Below are 19,176 nucleotides of genomic sequence, written 5' to 3' on the forward strand. Positions count from 1 at the left end.
ATAATAATAATTAATTTTTAATGAGTTGATAGATAATTGTTGTATTTAATGTATTTTTGTTAGGTAATTTTAATACATGAAACTTTTCTATACTTATTTTTTACTTTTATTTACCATAATCATCTTTTCTCAAGATAGAAAACAAATTAAAGGAAAAGTATATATTCTTGATAAGTATCATGAAATGGTTTCCGGTATTTATGTTAAAAATCTTTCAACCAATTACACAACGTTAACCGATATAACCGGTAATTTTTCTATTCCTGCACTTATTGGAGATGCCATTACTTTTCAATCATTCAATATCGAAAAAAGAACTATTTTGGTTACCCAAGACATGTTTGATCATTTGCAAATGAAAATTCAATTAGATCTTAAAGAAAAGCAATTAGAGGATATTTATGTTACTCCTTTTAAAACTTTTGGAAGCCTTGAATTGGATGTCAAACGAATTCCAATGATGAATAAAACCAACGAGATTTTAAAAAAATTAGGCAGTTTAAATCCATCACAAAAAATGGATGGAAGTACGGATGTTGATTCCGAAGCTGCAAAGTTATCTTCCATGAAATTTGGTATTGAAGGTATTTTGGATTTTATATCCGGAGAGGGTAAACGTAAAGAGCGTTTATCAATTTTTGAAGAACAGTCAACCATAATCAAAAATGTTAGAGACTATTTTGGAGATGCTTACTTTGTAGAATTAGGTTTGAAAAAAAATGAAATCAATGATTTTATATTGTATGCTTATTTAAATCATAATTTAAAGTTTTATTACGATCATAATAATTACTTCCAGATTTTAAATATTTTCGATAAAAATATTCTTATCTACAAATCAAGAAAAAACAACGAGAAAAAGATTACACCTAAAATTGGCAAGCCTTATTTTCCTCAATAATGTACCCTTTTTCAATCAATTTGTATAAATAATTTTTTAACTCTATTTTTATAGGGTTAAAGACATCAATTGGTATGTACAAAAAAATATATAAGCTCCTTACTACTTTGTTTAAACCCTCAACAATTTATAAATATTTTTTTAACATTTCTCCTCTTTACATTAGGACAACAGGAAATATCAAATATGTTTCAGATGATGTACATAAAATAATAGTCGAAATTCCTCTTACGTACAAAAACCGAAACTATTCGGGAACTATGTTTGGCGGAAGCATACTTTCAGCTACGGATCCTATCTATATGTTGCAGCTCATACATATTCTGGGAACTAATTATATCGTTTGGGATAAATCTGCTTATGTTGATTACATAAGGCCGATTAATAAAAAAGCCATAGCTGTATTTGAATTTCAAAAAGAAGAAATAGAAAAGATAAAAGAAATGGTTAAAAATGATAAAGAAATATTTATAAAAAAGCAAATGAACATTACCAATTCAGAAGGTCAAATTTATTGTTATTTAGAGAAAAAAATCTATATAGCAGACAGTCAGTTTTATAAAGCAAAATTAAAAAGTAAAACTCACTGATAAATAAGTATAAATAAAAAGAATCAGCTTTGTAATTAAACTGATTCTATATAATTATAGTATAGAGTAAAGACGATCAATTAATGAGCATCTTTAAAAGCTTTCAATTTTTTGGTCAATTCCGGTACAACTTCGAATAAATCACCAACTATACCATAATCGGCCGTTTTAAAAAAAGGTGCTTGAGGATCGTTGTTTATAACGACTATGGTTTTACTTTTAGTAATCCCGGCGACATGTTGAATAGATCCCGAAATACCGATTGCTATATATAGTTTAGGAGAAATAGTTTTCCCTGTTTGTCCTACATGTTCAGCATGAGGTCTCCATCCTAAATCGGCTACCGGTTTAGTACAAGCTGTAGCTGCTCCAAGTACATTTGCTAAATCTTCAATTATTCCCCAGTTTTCCGGTCCTTTCAATCCTCTACCCGCTCCAACTACCAATTCAGCCACTTTAACATCTAACTTCCCTGTAGCTACTTCTTGTTGTTTTACTTGATATGTTGGATCTGCAATCGTAGTTACCGTAATTTTTTCTTCTGTACCGGCAACGGGATTTTCTTTTGCTCCCACAGAATTAACGGAAAGGGTTAAAACTATAGTAGGTTCTTGAGTTTCAACGATAGCAATTCCTTTTCCTGAAAAAACAGATCTTTTAACTTTAAACGGTGTTACGGACAGCGGCTTCGAAATGGCTTGTGTAATATAAGCCGCAGATTTTTCTTTGACAATATAAGGAGCTATAGATACACTTTCATTAGTATGTGTAAAAAGAATATAGTTACCGTCAATTATTTTTGATAAAACCGAAGCGTACACTTTTGGATTAAAAGATTGAAAAGAATCATCTTGAATATTTATAACTTTAGTTGCTCCAAATTTGTATAATTGTTCTGAAGAATCCTCAGAATTTATAGTTAGTGCCGTTACTGAATCTCCAATTTCATCTGCTAAAATTTTAGCGTATGTTATTAATTCGTAGGCCTCTTTTTTATATTTTCCTTTAGAGTTTTCTATATATGCGTAAATCATTTATTTCAACGTTTGTATTACAAAATTGATTGTAAGTTTATACTTAAATTACTTTCGCTTCTTCATGAAGCAAGCGAACCAATTCATCTAAGTTATTTTTATCTACATAAACCACTTGAGATCTAGTCTTTGGCTTTTCAAATTCTGCAATGATAACCTTATTTCCGGAAAATTTAGGTTCAACAACCGTAAAGGGTTTATTTTTAGCAGTCATAATACCTCTTATATTAGGAATTTTTAATTGATTTTCAGGAACAAAACCTTCTTGACCTGCTAAAGCAGCAGGTAATTCAATTGAAATTGTTTCTTTTCCATTATCAATTTCCCGTACCACCTGTATGGTTTTTCCTTCAACTTCCAAACCGGTAACGGCATTAACAAATGGGTAATCTAATTCAGCGGCCACTAAACCCGGAACCAATCCTCCGTTATAATCAATCGATTCTTTACCTAAAAGTACCAAATCATAAGCTCCCTCTTTTGCTACGGCTGCAATTTCTTTAGCCACTAATTCACTGTCCGTAGGTCGAATATTAACCCGAATGGCATTATTAGCACCGATTGCCAAGGCCTTACGCATTACCGGCTCAACAGTAGTATCTCCAACTGTAATAATGGTTACTTCAGCTCCCTGTTTTTCTTGAAAATATAATGCTTTGCTTAAGCAATATTCATCTTGAGGATTAATTATATATTGAATTCCATTAGTATCGAATTCTTTTTGATCATTCGTAAAATTAATTTTGGATGTAGTATCCGGTACGCTACTTATAGCTACTAATATTTTCATCAACGTATTTTTTCCTGTAACTAAATTAAGTAAAAATAATAAAGTATTTTTATTTATTTATTTACTTCTTTTACTAAGAAATTAAAGTAAATAAAATAAAAAAATATAAGAATGTTTATATAATTTAGACAATTTGTGAAGAAAGCCCTTTTTTCAATAATGCTTGATGGATCGGAGTTAGTTTTTCTAAAGATCCGGTTTTAACTTCACATTTTCCTTTGTAATGAACTAAAAAAGTACATTGTTGGGCTTGTTCTAAAGTATGTTCACATATCTCTATTAAGCAATCGATGACATAGTCAAACGTATTAAAATCATCGTTATGCAAAACAATTACATGAGGAGCAGCTTCTTTTACCAACGTATCAACACTCTCCTGCTCTTTCCAATGGGGTTGATTATTGTAAATCATATTTTGTTTAATAATATTGAAATCCAATTATTTTTACTTAATTTCTGAACAAATTTTAAGCCATTCCCGGTAGCTTCTGCAATAATGTCATCAAAATCATGTTCAAAGATACCACTTACCAAAACGTATCCATTAGGACGCAGATTTTCAACGTATTTTGACATATCTTTCAATAAAATATTTTTATTGATATTGGCTAGAATTATATCAAATGAGTGATTTCCTAATAATTCGGCATCTCCCAATTTAATATCTATATCTACTTCATTTTTTTTAGAATTTTCCAGAGCATTACCGTATGACCATTCATCAATATCTATTGCTTCAACATAATGGGCTCCCCTCTTTTTTGCAAAAATTGCCAACACTCCGGTTCCACTGCCCATATCTAAAACATCTTTACCTTCAAAATTCATTGTCAACATTGCATGAAGCATGTTATAAGTGGTTTCATGATGCCCCGTACCAAAAGACATCTTCGGATCAATTTTAATGGAAAAAGGAAGATCGTTTCTGACAGGATGAAAATCTGCATGTAAATAAATTTGATCTTCAATGACTACCGGTGGAAAATTTTTTTCCCATTCTTCATTCCAATTGATATCGGGAGATAATTTTTTTTCGTAAGATATTTCAACTTCAGGAGAAGACATAATAGGTAATTCCTTAATTAATTGCTCATCTTCTTCTTCAACCTTAATATAAGTTAAAAAACCCTGTTCGGTTTCTACAAAACTTTCAAAAGGCAACTCTGATAAAAACGCGATTAAAATGTCTCTCCAAGGTTCTAATGGTTTTACGTTGAAATGGTATTCTGTATATTTCATGGAATCATTTAAGTATCGCAAATTTAAAAAATTAATAGCTTATTTTCTTAAGGATCTATAAAATTCATCCACGTTATATATTATAGCTACGCTTTGTTAATGGTTGATAATCTATAGCTGAAAATCCCTATCCAATTATTGAAAATTATTTTCTTTGAGAAGATTTTTTGGAATCAAACAAGTAAAATTATTTTTTTACTTTTACTTTATATTTATTGAAATTTCAATGTCACGATTCATCAATTTGCTGGTTTTACTACTATCTATCAACATTTCATTGGGACAACAATTGGTTTTACAAGATAGTATTAAAATTGAAGTTCCTGAATCGTTTAATTTTCAACAAGCAGATATCTTCAATTCATTATATTTCGTTTCTCAAAAAGATAACACTTTATTAAAATACGATCCAATTTCACAAAAAACATTTATACTTAAAAATTTTAATACATCCAAAAAGCTGTTTATCGTAAATCCTTTATTTTTAGTAACTTTTGATAAGATGAACCAAGTTCTTGAATTTTATGACGATAAGCTGATCAATACTCAGGATAATGTTTCTATTTTAAGCGATCAACTTATAAATCCTGACTTAATTTATGTTCAAGACAATCATTCTTTATTATATTTTGATGAGTTGAACTCTCAAAGCTTTATTCAATACGATTACAGATCAAAAAATACAATACTTTTTTCAAATACTTTGTCTAAAGAACTTTCAGATAATTTTGTTCTAAAGGATATCTACAGTTCTAAACAATCAAAATTTCTTCTTTTAAAAAGTAACAACGAATCCAACGACGCTTATCAATACATAATTTGTAAGCAAAATAATCAAAATGTTTATACATATGTAATACCTGAAATGGAAGACTATGGATGGATGGAACAAAATTTTTATTGGATACATAAAGGTTATTTATATATCTATGATTTTGAAAACAAACCCGTTCAAATACCCTTGCCGAATTTAGGTGAAAAATATTATATTTTAAATAAACATTTATTTCTATGGAAATCTAAGGTTATGTACCTTTACACATTAGAAACTAAAAAATAAATTTATTAAGAATGCATATTGCTATAACCGGAAATATCGGCGCAGGAAAAACTACATTAACTAAATTATTATCAAATAATTACAACTGGATTGCACAATTTGAAGACACCGAACAAAACCCATATCTAGACGATTTTTATTACGATATGGCAAAATGGTCATTTAATTTGCAAATCTATTTCTTAAGTTCTCGTTTTAAACAAATAAAAGAAATTAGAGAAAATAAGAAAAATACAATCCAGGATAGAACTATTTATGAAGATGTATATATTTTTGCTTCAAATCTTCATGAAATGGGGTTGATGCAAACTCGAGATTATGACAATTATTTGAATCTTTTTAATTTAATGAAAGAGTATATCCAAGCTCCGGATCTTCTGATCTATCTTCGCGCCACCGTTCCTACTTTAGTAAATCAAATTCAAAAAAGAGGAAGAGAATACGAAACGTCCATTAGCATTGATTATCTTCAAAGATTAAATGAAAAATATGAAGAGTGGATTTCAAATTATACTGAAGGAAAATTATTGATCATCGATGTTGATAATATGGATTTTGTTGACAATAAGGAAGATTTAGGAAAAATTATTGATAAAGTAGAGGCTAATATTCACGGTTTATTTTAAAAGATTTCCGTCTTTATACGATTAAAATTATACTCTCTAAAATTTAAAAAAAAATAGTAAATAATTTTAATAAATTATTTACTATTTATAGTTTATAGGGTGAATAATTGTACTATTTATCCAACTAAATTTAGTTAGCAACTTCGCTAATAAATTTAATCCTCATAATTCGTAATTCATCTTCTGAATAATCTTCTCCAAATTCATCCAACAAGACGGACATTTTATCACTTTCAGACTCCATCAAAAAATCTATTATTTCGTCTTGTTGCTCTTCATCCAATAATTCATCTACATAGTAACCAATGTTTAGTTTAGTTCCTTGATAAACAATACTTTCCATTTCATTAAGTAAATCATTGATTGTTAAATCTTTTGCTTTTGCAATATCTTCAAAATCCAATTTCCTATCCGTACTTTGAATTATGAATACTTTATGGGACGATTTATTGGCTACTTGCTTAATGACTAAATCATCAGGACGTTCAATTTCATTTTCTTCAACATATTTGGCAATATATTCAACGAAATCTTTTCCAAATTTCTTTGCTTTACCCTCTCCTACACCAAACACATTGGAAAGTTCTGAAAGGGTGGTCGGATAATGTAAAGCCATATCTTCCAAGCTAGGATCTTGAAAAACAGCAAACGGAGGAATTGCATTTTTCTTGGCAACTCTTTTTCTGATATCTTTTAAATCATCAAATAATTTTTTATCTAATGCATTGCTACCCGCCGCTTGAGGGGTGACGATCGGAGTTTCCATTTCCTTTTCAAAATCAACATCCTCGGCTATTAAAATTTCTTTGGGATCATTAATAAATGTTTTGCCTAATTCAGATAATTTTAATAATCCGTAAGTTTCTATATCTTTAGTAAGAAAATTATGTACAATGGCCTGTCTGATGATGGATTTCCAGAAATTATCCGATTTATTTTTACCAAAACCAAAATAATCTTCAAATCCCAACTTATAGGATTTGGTAATGGCTGTTTCTTTTCCAACAGCTACATTGACAAGATCTTTTAATTTTAATTTTTCTTTCGTTTTTTCAACTACGGTAAGGATTTGTTTCATTTCTTCCGCAACATTTACCGTTGTTTTCGGATTCATGGAATTATCATCCATTTTTGCTCCCAAGCCATTTTTTTCGTCAAAATCTTCTCCAAAATAATGAAGTAAATATTTTCGTCTGGACATGGATGTTTCCGCATAACCTACCACTTCTTGTAAAAGTTGTAAGCCTACTTCTCTTTCGGAAACAGGCTTTGAAGCTAGAAACTTTTCTAATTTCTCAACATCTTTATAATCGTAGAAAGCAAGACAATAACCTTCTCCTCCATCCCTTCCTGCTCTTCCGGTTTCTTGATAATAACTTTCTAAACTTTTGGGTATATCATAATGAATCACAAAACGCACGTCCGGCTTATCAATACCCATTCCGAAAGCTATGGTTGCACAAATTACATCCGTTTCTTCCATTAAGAATTTGTCTTGATGGGCTGCTCTGGATTTACTGTCTAATCCGGCATGATAAGGCAAAGCGTTTATTCCATTGACTTTTAATAATTCAGCTAATTCTTCTACCTTTTTTCTGCTTAAACAATAGATAATTCCGGATTTACCCGGATTGTCTTTTATATATTTTATGATTTGTTTTTCAGGATTTATTTTAGGTCTGATTTCATAATATAAATTCGGCCTATTAAAAGAAGATTTGAAAATTTTAGCATCCGTCATTCCTAAGGTCTTTTGGATATCATCCTGAACCTTTGGCGTTGCTGTAGCCGTTAGGGCTATTATAGGTGTTTTACCGATTTTTTCAATTATGAATCGTAAATTTCTATATTCAGGACGAAAATCATGTCCCCATTCAGAAATACAATGCGCTTCATCAATCGCAAAAAATGATAATTTTATAGTTTTTAAGAACTCTATATATTCTTCTTTGGTTAAAGATTCGGGAGCTACATAAAGCAATTTGGTTGTCCCTGATAATATATCATCTTTAACTCTTTTTATTTCTGTTTTATTTAATGAAGAATTAAGGACATGTGCTATTCCTTCACTTGAGGATATACCTCTGACAGCGTCAACCTGATTTTTCATTAAGGCTATTAAGGGAGAGACAACAATCGCTGTACCCTCTAATAATAAGGCAGGTAACTGGTAACACAAGGACTTTCCGCCACCTGTAGGCATCAATACAAATACATCGTTGCCGCTCAACAAATTCGTAATTACTTCTTCTTGCGGCCCCTTAAATGAATTAAAACCAAAAAATTTTTTTAATAATTTAGGCAAGTCTTTTTCCAAAGATTTCATTCTTAAACTTTAGTTTTTTATTAAATTTGCTGTTTATTAAATTAAATATACAACAAATTTCTTAAACAAAAAAAATTATTTATTTTGGATGATCAAATGATTTTAAAAGCAGGCAAAGATACTATTTTATTTGAAACAACCGAATTACAATCCTTATATAATCGTTTAGGTGATGATTTTGTTAAAGCGGTACGTTATATACTTGATTCTAAGGGTAAACTTGTTTTGTGCGGAGTCGGAAAAAGTGCACATATAGCCAATAAATTAGTAGCCACCTTTAATTCTACCGGTACACCATCACAATTTTTACACGCCGCCGAGGCAAAGCATGGCGATTTAGGTATTATTTCTAAAAATGATGTGGTCATCTGCATTTCTAACAGCGGTACTTCCTCAGAAATTCAAGAAGTAGCTCCTTTTCTTAAAGAATATTCTTCGGTATTAATAGCCATGACCTCTAATAAAAATTGCTTATTGGCAGAACTTGCTGACGTGGTTTTAGATACTCAAGTGGAAAAAGAAGCCGATCCTAATAATCTGGCACCCACCACTTCCACTATAGTACAATTAGCTATGGGGGATGCTCTTGCAGTCGCCTTACTTCAGGCTAAAAATTTCACTTCATCCGATTTTGCAAAATATCATCCGGGAGGTGCTTTAGGTAAAAAACTGCTTCTAAAAGTGGAACAATTGGTAAAACCTGACCGAAGGCCAGAAGTTCAACTATCTGCTCATCTTAAAGAAATTATCAATTCCTTAACGTATTCATCTTATGGTATCACTGTTGTTATTGAGGATCATAAGGTTAAAGGAGTAATTACCGATGGAGACGTAAGAAGAACATTAGCTAAAAATGTGGATTACAACCAAATTACAGCTAAAGATATAATGTCTGTTACACCTAAAACCATTCAAAAAAATGAATTAGCCAGTGTTGCTTTTGAGGAGCTTAAAAATTATCAAATAGGTCAATTAGTTGTACTTGATGGAGAAAATTATGTAGGTATTATAGACCTGCATACTCTATTAGATAATGGATTTAAATAATTTTATTTAAATTAGTATCTTTTTTAACTAAAAAAATTCAATGGCTCAAAAAAAAGAGAATGATAATGCGAATATGCCGTTTCTTGCTCATATTGGCGTATTAAGAAAGCATATTTTACGATCTTTAGTGGCTATATGTTTAGGGGCATGTTTCGTTGGATATAAAATTCATTTTGTAATGGATCATATTATATTCGGTCCGATTCATAAGAATTTTTTGACTTTTAAACTTATGAATTTTTTCGGTCGGATCTTTGGTTCTAGTGATGTATTTGACATGCCCGACGAATTTCCCATCCAAGTGCGTAAAATTTTTGAGCAATTAAATACAGCCTTTTATGTGTCTATTGTTGGAGGCTTTATATTGGTATTTCCTTATGTTATTTATGAATTATGGAAATTTATTTCTCCCGGACTAAAACCAAATGAAAAGAAAAATTCTTTGACTTTTTTCATATCAACTTATTTTCTCTTTATTCTCGGATGTTGTTTCGGTTATTTTTTTGTTACTCCCCTGACGATGCACTTTGGTTATTTTTTTAATATTTCCGAAACCATAAAAGTTAACATTGATCTGTCCAGTTATATACGAATTTTATTACAAACCGTTTTAGGAATGGGCTTGATTTTTTTATTGCCTATTATTGTATATGTTCTTACCAGTATCGGTATCTTAACTCCAAATTTCTTAAAAAAATACAGAAGACATGCCTTGGTTATTATTTTAATAATTGCCGGATTTATCACCCCCGGTGATATTCCTTCAATGCTCGTAGCCTCTTGTCCTTTATATTTACTATATGAAGCCAGTATATTGGTTTCTTCTTTGGTTTACAAAAGAAATAAAAGTGAAGCTTCTTAATTACGCAATATTGTTAGCATTTGAGATTCTAATAATCTAAAAATCACTTAAAATACTTTTAACTTCATCTAAATAATAATTGCCGAATAAAATAGAATGAACCAGCAAAGGGTATAATTGGGTAAAGGGTATACGTTCTTCCCATCCTTTTTCTAATGGGTATTTAGAATTGTAACCTTCATAAAAATCGACGGAAAATCCTCCAAACAGGCGGGTCATGCCCAAATCCATTTCTCTATGTCCATAATAAACGGCCGGATCTAAAACCACCGGATTACCAGTATCTGATATTAAGAAGTTGCCACTCCATAAATCTCCATGGACTAGTGAAGGAGTTTCTTTAGGAAAAATATCATCAATTTGTTGATAAAAATTTTCTGCCGCTCGTACTTCTTGATTAGTTAAAGCATTCATATCAGTCAATTTTTTTATTAAGGGTTGTAAATGATATTGAGCATAGAATTCACCCCATGTAGACGCTTTAGTATTTTTTTGAGGTAAACGTCCCACATAATTATCGCTACTGAATCCAAAAAACGGTTGAGGAATTTTATGCATCGATGCAAGAGATTTTCCAAAATTTTCCCATATTTCTTCATTGGCTTCCCCTTTGGAAATTAATTCTAGAATCAAATATTGCTCATTGCCACTATCATCTATTTTAATAATCTTAGGGGTTCTTAACGTATGGGTTTCCTCTATAGATTTTAGTCCTTTTGCTTCCTCTCTAAGCATTCCGGGAAATTCTTTTGTACTATTAGTTTTCATAAAAAAATTTCCCTCCTCAGATTGTAAAACGTATGATTTATTTGTGTCTCCGCCCGAAATAGGCTTATAACTAGTTATCTTAATCGGTAAACGTTTCAGTATATTTTGTAGATTCATGTTTGATTTTTTATAATTTAAAATAATGTTTATTAATAATATCAAAAAATATACAAAAATGTATTACTATTTTATAATATTCTTACATATTAATATATCAATATAAAAAAAAATAAAACTTTAAAATAATTGGATACATGCAACAATTAATAATCAACTAATTTTATTTATTATATCATTTTTGTATAAATATTGATTTTTATCGATATTTTAATTATAAATAGCTAATTTTTAATTTTATTCTAATAAAAAATTATTAATTTTGAAGAAACTAATTTTATACTCTTTTACATTTACTTATCCTTAAAATCTGAACACTTTTAGTCAACCCTAAAATTTTAAGAATTTATGAAAAAAAAGATTATTCTATTAGCACTATTTTTAATAACCTCATTAAATATTTATACTTCTTGTAATAAAAAGGATTCATCACATAAAATTGATCCTTTATCTGCAGCTGCCTCTATGACAAAAGAAGATATTCAAAAATCCAAAGAGGAAGAGATTGCTAATCTTCCTGAAAATACTTTTATAGTAGAGGGAGATGATGCAATGCAATTTAATATACACGAATTAAAAGCAAAAGCAGGAAAACCCATTACCCTTACACTTAAACATGTGGGCAAAGCTAGTGTTAAAGATATGGGACATAATATAGTAATTATAAAACCGGGTACCAATTTTAATGATTTTGCAAATCGAGCAGCTAAGGATGCGGCTGATGATTATATTCCTAAAAATGATCCTTCAATTGTTGCCCATACCAAATTGTTAGGAGGAGGTGAACAAGATACGATAACCTTTACAATTAATGAAAAAGGAACTTATGAATATTTATGTACATTTCCCGCGCATAGTGCGACAATGAGAGGTAAACTTATCGTAGAATAAATTTTTAACTTTTAAAATAAAAAAAACAGGAATATACTTCCTGTTTTATTATTTTATATAAAAATTAAATCTATTTAATTTTTGGCGCTTGTAAATAAAAATTATTGGCCGTTTTTAATATATATTCCTCATTTATATCCGAATAGTCTATGCAGCTGACTTGAGAATTTACATCGTCATTATATAATTGGCGATACACATTGGATCGAACAAATGGATAATATTTTCCTTTTTTAACTAATAGCATTAACACCGTTAATAAATCTTTATCATTTTTATCTGTTGAATTATAAAAATCAACAAGAAATGGTATGGACTCAATAGCATTAATTTCCAATAAAGCTTTTTTAAAGTTGAGACCCATATATTGATTTTTTAAAGAGGTTTCACGTATAAATTCTTGAATATTTTTTCGATATTGTTTTAAAAATTTTTTTTGTCTTGCACTCCATCTGGGATCATTAACCGAAGTAGGCAGCTTTCCGAAAATTTTATTTTCCTCATAGATCGCTAGGGAATCCATATCTTCGCTTGAAGATTTAATTTCGGGATAAACCATAGTATAGGTAAATTTTTCTTTTATTGTCAATTTATCAAAATCTTTTTCCGATAAGTACCTATCATTATATTCATTTGATTCAGTACCATTGATTGATGATATTTTTGAAATCAAATTTTCAATTTTTGATAAATTATAGGACGGTATTGAATTTTTTAAACGTTCTACTTGATTTATACTTTTTATATTGGTTGAATCAATCGAAATGTTATTTTCAGTTTCTTGAGCAATATAAATATTAGAAATCAATAGAATAATAAGTAAAAATTTTTCTCTCATAAGCGCATATAATATTAGTTTTTTTCATAATAGTAATCAATATTACATTAAAAAGCAATATAAACCGTTCGAAACATTTTATATAAAAACTCGCTTTTAATAGTAATGTTTTATAGTAAACCCTACGGATACTGAATTACTCTCTCAAATACTTTGCAATATAAACAATAATTTATCATAAATTGCAATTTATTTTCATAAAATAGAATAATATTTATCATATAGTTAGCATTTTGAAATGAAAAATTAAGAATATATAAATATTCAAATTATATTTTTTATATAAAAAAAATCATTTATAAAACTTTATAATATATAATAATGATTTTTACTGCTATAATTCTTTTTTTAATATAATATTTGATATAGAATAAATAACAATATAAATAAGATAAGTAAATAATATAAAAAGGAGAATGATATCAATAATATTAGATTTCATTCTCCTTTTTAGTATGTTATGTGAATATATTTATGATTCAATTATTAATTCTTCAATAAAATACAATGTTCAATATATTATTTAAATTTTATTTATAATGGCTTGAACGGAGTACTTGAAAAATAAGAATTATTTTAAATTAGTTTTAATTATATTTTGCGATCTTTCAGGTCCTACAGAAACTAAATATATTTGAACTCCAAGAAAATTTTCAATAAATTCTAAATATTTTTTAGCTAAAATAGGTAATTCATCATAAGAAGTAACTTTTGAAATATCTTCTTTCCAACCGTCTAAATCTTGATAAATAACTTCATAGTTTGCTAATTCTTCAATAGTAGACGGAAAAATATCAGTTATAGTACCTTCAGACGTTTTATAGGCGGTTCCCACTTTAATTTTATCAAAATCACTTAATACATCCAATTTGGTTATTACTAAATGCGTAATCCCATTAATCATACATGAATAGCGTAAGGCTACTAAGTCTAACCAACCGCAACGACGTGGGCGTCCGGTTGATGCCCCATATTCATTACCTATTTTACGTATAAGTTCTCCTGTTTCGTTTTCCAATTCTGTAGGAAAAGCCCCGTTACCAACTCTTGTACAATAAGCTTTAGATACTCCTATTAAATTTTTTAAACTGGTTGGTGGAACCCCTGCTCCTACGGTTGTACCTCCGGTAGTTGGAGACGACGAAGTTACATAAGGATAGGTTCCGAAATCTATATCTAACATAAGTGCCTGAGCACCTTCAAACAGAACATTTTTATCTTCTTTTATTGCATGATTTATTTCGTATTCTGAATCTATAATGCGATTTTTAAGTTTTTTTCCAAATTCAAGATATTTTGTGTAAATATCATCAAATTTTAATGGTTCTTTGTTAAACAGCTTTTCAAATAAAACATTTTTAACGTTAAGATTTTCCTTTATTTTAGTTTTTAAAACTTCAGGATTTAATAAATCAATGGCTCTGATTCCTGTTCTTGAAATTTTATCTTCATAACAAGGTCCTATCCCTCTTTTGGTTGTTCCAATTTGAGAACTTCCTGCAAATTCTTCTCTATAGGTATCAAGTAAAATATGATACGGCATAATGATATGAGCCCTGCTGCTGATAAAAACATGATCGGTATTTAAACCTCTTTTTTCAATTTGTTCTATTTCATTGAAAAAAGCTTCAGGATTTACTACCACCCCATTTCCTATGATACATTTTCCTTTACATTGAAGAACTCCGGAAGGCAAAAGATGTAATACAAATTTATCTTCTCCTACGTATACTGTATGTCCTGCATTATTTCCTCCTTGATAGCGTACTACATAATCTGATTTTTCCGCTAAAACGTCTGTAATTTTTCCTTTTCCTTCGTCGCCCCATTGTAAGCCGACAACAACATATGTTGACATATATAGTTTAATTTATAATAGTTTTATTATTTTATAGAAATTACTTAAAAAAAGCAACTCTTTTTGCAAAATTAATTGATTATTATTAATAGCTGCTATTTTACTTAAAAAGTAATTGACATTTTATTACCATATATTAAAATATGGGTTTATTAAAATTAATTTATTTAATGATGGTAAATCTGCAAAAAATCACTTCTTCTTATTAACAAACTCATAAAAGAAATTTTATTTTACCGGAATGTTTTTAAGAATTTCCAGTAAGAAATCCCAAAATTTTTGAACCGATGATATACTAACTCTTTCTTTAGGAGAGTGGGCACCTTTAATAGTTGGCCCGAATGAAATCATATCCATTGATGGATATTTTTCACCAATAATTCCACATTCCAACCCTGCATGACAAGCCTTAACAGAAGGTTTCTCCCCGTATTTTTTTTCATAAATACTTTCCGCCAGTTTTAATATTTCTGAAGAGGGATTTGGCTTCCATCCGGGATATGAACCGGTTAATTCAACTTTCATTCCTCCTAACTGTAATGCAGCTTCAAGTGACGTTGCCACCCACATTTTAGAACTTTCAACTGATGATCGCGTTAAACATTGTATTTCAGCCTTTCCTTTTTCCAATTTTACTCTTGCAATATTATTTGAGGCTTCTACTAATCCTTCGATATCCGGACTCATTCGAAATACTCCGTTAGGAGCAGCTTGTAGACTTGAGATAAATTTTTTACTGTCTTCAACGCTTAATCCTTTTTCTACATGGTCTATCTGAGAAAGATGAATAGTCAGATTACTATCTATACTACTAAATTCTGATTTGATCTCTGAATATAGATGATTAAATTGTTCTTGTAATTTGCTTTCAAATTCAGAGGATATTGAAAATATTGCAGAAGCTTCCCTGGGTATAGCATTTCTCAAGCCTCCTCCATCAAAAGAAATCAATTGAATATTAAATTTTAAAAAATCATAAAAAAAACGGTTTAATAACTTATTAGAATTACCTAAACCTTTATGAATTTCCATTCCGGAATGACCTCCATGTAAACCGGACAAATTAATTTGGTAAGTTTTAGAATTTTTATTGATTTCTTTTTCTTCATAATTTGCTTTAGCAGTAACATCAATTCCTCCCGCACAACCTATGTCAATTTCATCATCTTCTTCTGTATCCAAATTAAGCAAAATATCTCCTGATAATATATCTTTACTTAATTCAAATGCTCCGGTTAAACCGGTTTCTTCGTCAATAGTAAATAAAGCTTCTATAGCCGGATGTTCAATATCTTTTGAAGATAAAACACTCATTATGGCAGCAACACCTATTCCGTTGTCTGCCCCTAAGGTTGTTCCTAATGCATGAACCCAATCTCCTTCATAATTCATTTGTATTCCTTGAGTTTCAAAATCAAAATCAACATCATTATTTTTTTGGCAAACCATGTCCAAATGGGATTGTAAAACCACCTTTTTTCTATTTTCATATCCCAGGGTTGCCGGTTTTTTTATTACTACATTTCCACAGGTATCTTCAATAGTTTCTAAATGTAAAGATGCTCCAAAGTCTTTAATAAATTTGATAACTTTTTCTTCTTTTTTAGAAGGTCTTGGTACGGAGTTCAAATCTGCAAAATGATTCCATATAGACTCGGGTTTCAATTTCTTAATAGTGTTGTTATTCATATCTTATCTTATTAAGAGGAATTTTTATTGAACAAATTTCGTTTTTTTTATAAAAAAAACCTGCAATTTTTGTCTTTAAATACATGTAAAAAAGAAAAACCTAATTTAACTTTTAATAATTAACAATTAGGTTATTCAATGATTATTGATACTATTTAGAAAAATAGCCCTTCAGTTTTTATTAATAATGCATTTATATGCTCTTTTGAAATAATAAATTTATCTATATAACAATAAAGTAAATTATCAAAAAAAGCTTTTTTAACTTTTCTAAAATTATAAAGAGTTGAAGTATTATTGTTATTTTTGATAAATAAAAAATAGTTAAATGAATACCAGATATAATGCTTTAGACAAAGATTTATTTATCAAAAATAGAAAAAAATTTGTCCAAAGAATGGCTCCAAAATCAGTTGCAATATTCAACAGTAATGATATTTATCCTATCAGTGCAGACAGTACTCTTCCTTTTCAACAGCAACGAGATTTATTTTATCTTTCGGGAATAGATCAAGAAGAATCTATTTTAGTATTATGTCCCTATGCTTATTTAGAGGAACATAGAGAAATGCTTTTTTTACGGGAAACTAATGAACATATTGCCATTTGGGAAGGAGAAAAATATTCTAAAGAGCAAGCAACAGAGGTTTCAGGAATTAAAAATGTGTACTGGTTACAAGATTTTGATAAAATTCTTGAAATGGTTATTGTTCAAATGGATAATATATATATAAATATTAACGAACATTACAGAGCCGAAAAAGTTGTTGAAACCCGAGAAGACAGATTCATAAAAAAATTACAAAATAAATACAGAGGTCATTGTTATTTACGAAGCAATCCCATCTTACAACATCTACGCTCAATTAAAGAACCTGAAGAAATAAACGCTATTCAACAAGCTTGTGATATAACGGAAAAAGGGTTTAGAAGGATTCTTCCATTTATTAAACCGGGAGTTTGGGAATATGAAATTGAAGCGGAGTTAATTTATGAGTTTATTAAAAACCGTTCTAAAGGCTGGGCTTATACACCTATTATAGCTTCCGGAAAAAACAGCAATGTTTTGCATTATATATTAAACAATAAAGAATGTAAAGACGGGGATGTTGTTTTGCTGGACGTAGGGGCCGAATATGCTAATTATTCTTCGGATATGACACGTACTCTTCCCGTGAACGGAAAATTTACACCCCGACAAAAAGAAGTATACCAATCGGTACTAAATGTTAAAAATGAATCTACTAAGCTTTTAATTACGGGTAATAATTGGTACAGTTACCATGAAGAAGTGGGTAATATAATGACGGAAGAATTGTTAAAATTAAATCTTTTAACAACAGAAGAAGTTAGAAATCAAGACCCGAAATGGCCCGCTTATAAGAAATATTTTATGCACGGAAATTCTCATCATTTGGGCCTTGATACACACGATTATGGTATACTGACGGAATCATTTGTACCTAATATGGTGTTTACCGTTGAACCGGGTATTTATATTCCGGAGGAAGGATTCGGGATTAGAATAGAAGATAATGTAGTGATTCAATCGAATGGAAATCCTCACAATTTAATGAGAAATATACCTATCGAAATTGAAGAATTAGAAGATCTTATGAATTCATGATACTATAAAAAACTATAAACCTTAACCTATGTTTGCTTATAAACCTATTGACCGAGTTGAAAAAATATCCAAAGAAGATTTTTTTAATCAATATTATAAACCACAAAAACCGGTAGTAATTGAAAAACTGACTGAAGATTGGCCTGCTTATAAAAAATGGAATTTTGACTACATTAAAAAAGTTGCAGGTAATAAAATTGTCCCTCTGTATAATAATGATCCGGTTAGTGCTGATAAAAAAGTAAATGAACCGGATGCCAGAATGAAAATGTCCGACTATATTGATTTACTTCAAAAAGGCCCGACTGATTTAAGAATATTCTTATTTAATATACTGAAACAAGTACCGGCCATGCAAGACGATTTTAAGTTTCCGGATTTAGGTCTAAATTTATTTAAAAATTTACCTATGTTGTTTTTCGGAGGTGCGGGTTCCAATGTTTTTATGCATTTTGATATAGATTTAGCCAATATTTTACATTTTCATTTTGCAGGTGAAAAACAATGCATATTGATGAAGCCTCAAGATACGAAGTATATGTATAAGATACCATATGCTACAATTTGCAGAGAAGACATAGATTTTGATAATCCGGATTTTGATAAATGGCCCGGATTAAAATACGTAACTCCATATAAGGCTCATTTATCTCATGGTGAAATGCTATACATGCCTGAGGGTTGGTGGCACTATATGCAATATTTAACTCCGAGTTTTTCAATGAGTTTACGATCTTTGGCTAAAAGACCTGCAAATTTTGCTAATGCTGTATTGAATATTTTCATTAAAAGGAATTACGATAATTTTATGAGAAAAAGACAGGGGCAAAAATGGATTGATTATAAAAATAATAAGGCCATACTTGATACTAACAGAGCAATTCATCTTTCAAAATAATTTTTTGATAAGTTG

The 19,176-nt window shown here is 29.7% G+C and carries 18 protein-coding genes; 9 read left to right on the forward strand and 9 right to left on the reverse strand.

What is annotated here, in order from left to right; translation table 11 throughout:
• Window positions 1-76: 76 nt before the first annotated feature.
• Both GFV00_RS01490 and GFV00_RS01495 read left to right on the forward strand, forming a co-directional pair.
• Window positions 77-901: a hypothetical protein gene (locus GFV00_RS01490; RefSeq protein WP_160556591.1), complete on the forward strand. Its 825-nt coding sequence runs from the start codon at window positions 77-79 to the stop codon at window positions 899-901.
• A 74-nt stretch (window positions 902-975) separates the two neighbouring features.
• Complete coding sequence (locus GFV00_RS01495; RefSeq protein ID WP_160556590.1) at window positions 976-1,491, forward strand: PaaI family thioesterase; 516 nt, start codon at window positions 976-978, stop codon at window positions 1,489-1,491.
• Window positions 1,492-1,571: 80 nt separating this feature from the next.
• Here the strand turns inward: GFV00_RS01495 and GFV00_RS01500 are convergent, their stop codons facing one another.
• From GFV00_RS01500 to prmA, 4 genes are all read right to left on the reverse strand, one after another.
• Window positions 1,572-2,525 carry an electron transfer flavoprotein subunit alpha/FixB family protein gene (locus GFV00_RS01500; RefSeq protein WP_160556589.1) on the reverse strand — a complete coding sequence of 318 codons (954 nt, stop codon included), beginning with the start codon at window positions 2,523-2,525 and terminating at the stop codon, window positions 1,572-1,574.
• A 43-nt stretch (window positions 2,526-2,568) separates the two neighbouring features.
• Window positions 2,569-3,315 carry an electron transfer flavoprotein subunit beta/FixA family protein gene (locus tag GFV00_RS01505; protein ID WP_160556588.1) on the reverse strand — a complete coding sequence of 249 codons (747 nt, stop codon included), beginning with the start codon at window positions 3,313-3,315 and terminating at the stop codon, window positions 2,569-2,571.
• A gap of 124 nt (window positions 3,316-3,439) precedes the next feature.
• The gene (locus GFV00_RS01510) at window positions 3,440-3,727 is read right to left on the reverse strand and encodes an ATP-dependent Clp protease adaptor ClpS (RefSeq protein ID WP_105298139.1); all 288 of its coding nucleotides are present in this window, start codon (window positions 3,725-3,727) and stop codon (window positions 3,440-3,442) included.
• Window positions 3,724-4,554, reverse strand: coding sequence for a 50S ribosomal protein L11 methyltransferase (gene prmA / locus GFV00_RS01515; RefSeq protein ID WP_160556587.1), 831 nt, complete (start codon window positions 4,552-4,554; stop codon window positions 3,724-3,726). The genes GFV00_RS01510 and prmA overlap by 4 nt, the downstream gene beginning before the upstream one ends.
• A gap of 226 nt (window positions 4,555-4,780) precedes the next feature.
• On the opposite strand from prmA, the gene GFV00_RS01520 reads away from it, so the two are divergent.
• Window positions 4,781-5,614, forward strand: coding sequence for a hypothetical protein (locus GFV00_RS01520; RefSeq protein WP_160556586.1), 834 nt, complete (start codon window positions 4,781-4,783; stop codon window positions 5,612-5,614).
• Window positions 5,615-5,625: 11 nt separating this feature from the next.
• On the forward strand, window positions 5,626-6,240 hold the full coding sequence (locus GFV00_RS01525) for a deoxynucleoside kinase (protein ID WP_105297521.1): 615 nt from the start codon (window positions 5,626-5,628) through the stop codon (window positions 6,238-6,240).
• 130 nt (window positions 6,241-6,370) lie between these two features.
• Here GFV00_RS01525 and recQ read toward each other — a convergent pair whose 3' ends face one another.
• Window positions 6,371-8,566, reverse strand: coding sequence for a DNA helicase RecQ (gene recQ / locus GFV00_RS01530; RefSeq protein ID WP_160542162.1), 2,196 nt, complete (start codon window positions 8,564-8,566; stop codon window positions 6,371-6,373).
• 84 nt (window positions 8,567-8,650) lie between these two features.
• Here recQ and GFV00_RS01535 point away from each other — a divergent pair, with 84 nt between their 5' ends.
• Together GFV00_RS01535 and tatC are read left to right on the forward strand one after the other, a co-directional pair.
• Window positions 8,651-9,613: an SIS domain-containing protein gene (locus GFV00_RS01535; RefSeq protein WP_370456626.1), complete on the forward strand. Its 963-nt coding sequence runs from the start codon at window positions 8,651-8,653 to the stop codon at window positions 9,611-9,613.
• 40 nt (window positions 9,614-9,653) lie between these two features.
• Complete coding sequence (gene tatC / locus GFV00_RS01540; protein WP_160556585.1) at window positions 9,654-10,475, forward strand: twin-arginine translocase subunit TatC; 822 nt, start codon at window positions 9,654-9,656, stop codon at window positions 10,473-10,475.
• A 36-nt stretch (window positions 10,476-10,511) separates the two neighbouring features.
• Here the strand turns inward: tatC and GFV00_RS01545 are convergent, their stop codons facing one another.
• Window positions 10,512-11,360: a fructosamine kinase family protein gene (locus GFV00_RS01545; RefSeq protein ID WP_160556584.1), complete on the reverse strand. Its 849-nt coding sequence runs from the start codon at window positions 11,358-11,360 to the stop codon at window positions 10,512-10,514.
• Window positions 11,361-11,708: 348 nt separating this feature from the next.
• Between GFV00_RS01545 and GFV00_RS01550 the strand changes: the two genes are divergently transcribed.
• Window positions 11,709-12,251: a plastocyanin/azurin family copper-binding protein gene (locus GFV00_RS01550; RefSeq protein ID WP_160556583.1), complete on the forward strand. Its 543-nt coding sequence runs from the start codon at window positions 11,709-11,711 to the stop codon at window positions 12,249-12,251.
• Between the two features lie 70 nt (window positions 12,252-12,321).
• On the opposite strand, the gene GFV00_RS01555 is transcribed toward GFV00_RS01550, so the two are convergent.
• The 3 genes from GFV00_RS01555 to GFV00_RS01565 form a co-directional block, all read right to left on the reverse strand.
• Window positions 12,322-13,089 (reverse strand): hypothetical protein, encoded by a 768-nt coding sequence (locus tag GFV00_RS01555; protein ID WP_160556582.1) that lies wholly within the window; start codon window positions 13,087-13,089, stop codon window positions 12,322-12,324.
• A 571-nt stretch (window positions 13,090-13,660) separates the two neighbouring features.
• The gene (locus GFV00_RS01560; protein ID WP_160556581.1) at window positions 13,661-14,947 is read right to left on the reverse strand and encodes an adenylosuccinate synthase; all 1,287 of its coding nucleotides are present in this window, start codon (window positions 14,945-14,947) and stop codon (window positions 13,661-13,663) included.
• Window positions 14,948-15,175: 228 nt separating this feature from the next.
• A complete protein-coding gene (locus GFV00_RS01565; protein WP_160556580.1) occupies window positions 15,176-16,636 on the reverse strand; it encodes an aminoacyl-histidine dipeptidase in 1,461 nt (486 codons plus the stop codon).
• 328 nt (window positions 16,637-16,964) lie between these two features.
• On the opposite strand from GFV00_RS01565, the gene GFV00_RS01570 reads away from it, so the two are divergent.
• Together GFV00_RS01570 and GFV00_RS01575 are read left to right on the forward strand one after the other, a co-directional pair.
• Complete coding sequence (locus GFV00_RS01570) at window positions 16,965-18,263, forward strand: aminopeptidase P family protein (protein ID WP_105297512.1); 1,299 nt, start codon at window positions 16,965-16,967, stop codon at window positions 18,261-18,263.
• A 28-nt stretch (window positions 18,264-18,291) separates the two neighbouring features.
• Window positions 18,292-19,161, forward strand: coding sequence for a cupin-like domain-containing protein (locus tag GFV00_RS01575; protein WP_160556579.1), 870 nt, complete (start codon window positions 18,292-18,294; stop codon window positions 19,159-19,161).
• Window positions 19,162-19,176 lie beyond the last annotated feature (15 nt).

The organism is Apibacter sp. B3935, assembly GCF_009827705.1.
Lineage (GTDB): Bacteria > Bacteroidota > Bacteroidia > Flavobacteriales > Weeksellaceae > Apibacter.

Coding starts and splice junctions, on each gene's coding strand:
- GFV00_RS01505 (WP_160556588.1), bottom strand. CDS start 3,315: ATGAAAATATTAGTAGCTATAAGTAGCGTACCGGATACTACATCCAAA.
- GFV00_RS01520 (WP_160556586.1), top strand. CDS start 4,781: ATGTCACGATTCATCAATTTGCTGGTTTTACTACTATCTATCAACATT.
- GFV00_RS01500 (WP_160556589.1), bottom strand. CDS start 2,525: ATGATTTACGCATATATAGAAAACTCTAAAGGAAAATATAAAAAAGAG.
- GFV00_RS01555 (WP_160556582.1), bottom strand. CDS start 13,089: ATGAGAGAAAAATTTTTACTTATTATTCTATTGATTTCTAATATTTAT.
- GFV00_RS01495 (WP_160556590.1), top strand. CDS start 976: ATGTACAAAAAAATATATAAGCTCCTTACTACTTTGTTTAAACCCTCA.
- GFV00_RS01570 (WP_105297512.1), top strand. CDS start 16,965: ATGAATACCAGATATAATGCTTTAGACAAAGATTTATTTATCAAAAAT.
- GFV00_RS01550 (WP_160556583.1), top strand. CDS start 11,709: ATGAAAAAAAAGATTATTCTATTAGCACTATTTTTAATAACCTCATTA.
- GFV00_RS01560 (WP_160556581.1), bottom strand. CDS start 14,947: ATGTCAACATATGTTGTTGTCGGCTTACAATGGGGCGACGAAGGAAAA.
- GFV00_RS01490 (WP_160556591.1), top strand. CDS start 77: ATGAAACTTTTCTATACTTATTTTTTACTTTTATTTACCATAATCATC.
- tatC (WP_160556585.1), top strand. CDS start 9,654: ATGGCTCAAAAAAAAGAGAATGATAATGCGAATATGCCGTTTCTTGCT.
- GFV00_RS01525 (WP_105297521.1), top strand. CDS start 5,626: ATGCATATTGCTATAACCGGAAATATCGGCGCAGGAAAAACTACATTA.
- recQ (WP_160542162.1), bottom strand. CDS start 8,566: ATGAAATCTTTGGAAAAAGACTTGCCTAAATTATTAAAAAAATTTTTT.
- GFV00_RS01575 (WP_160556579.1), top strand. CDS start 18,292: ATGTTTGCTTATAAACCTATTGACCGAGTTGAAAAAATATCCAAAGAA.
- GFV00_RS01545 (WP_160556584.1), bottom strand. CDS start 11,360: ATGAATCTACAAAATATACTGAAACGTTTACCGATTAAGATAACTAGT.
- GFV00_RS01510 (WP_105298139.1), bottom strand. CDS start 3,727: ATGATTTACAATAATCAACCCCATTGGAAAGAGCAGGAGAGTGTTGAT.
- prmA (WP_160556587.1), bottom strand. CDS start 4,554: ATGAAATATACAGAATACCATTTCAACGTAAAACCATTAGAACCTTGG.
- GFV00_RS01565 (WP_160556580.1), bottom strand. CDS start 16,636: ATGAATAACAACACTATTAAGAAATTGAAACCCGAGTCTATATGGAAT.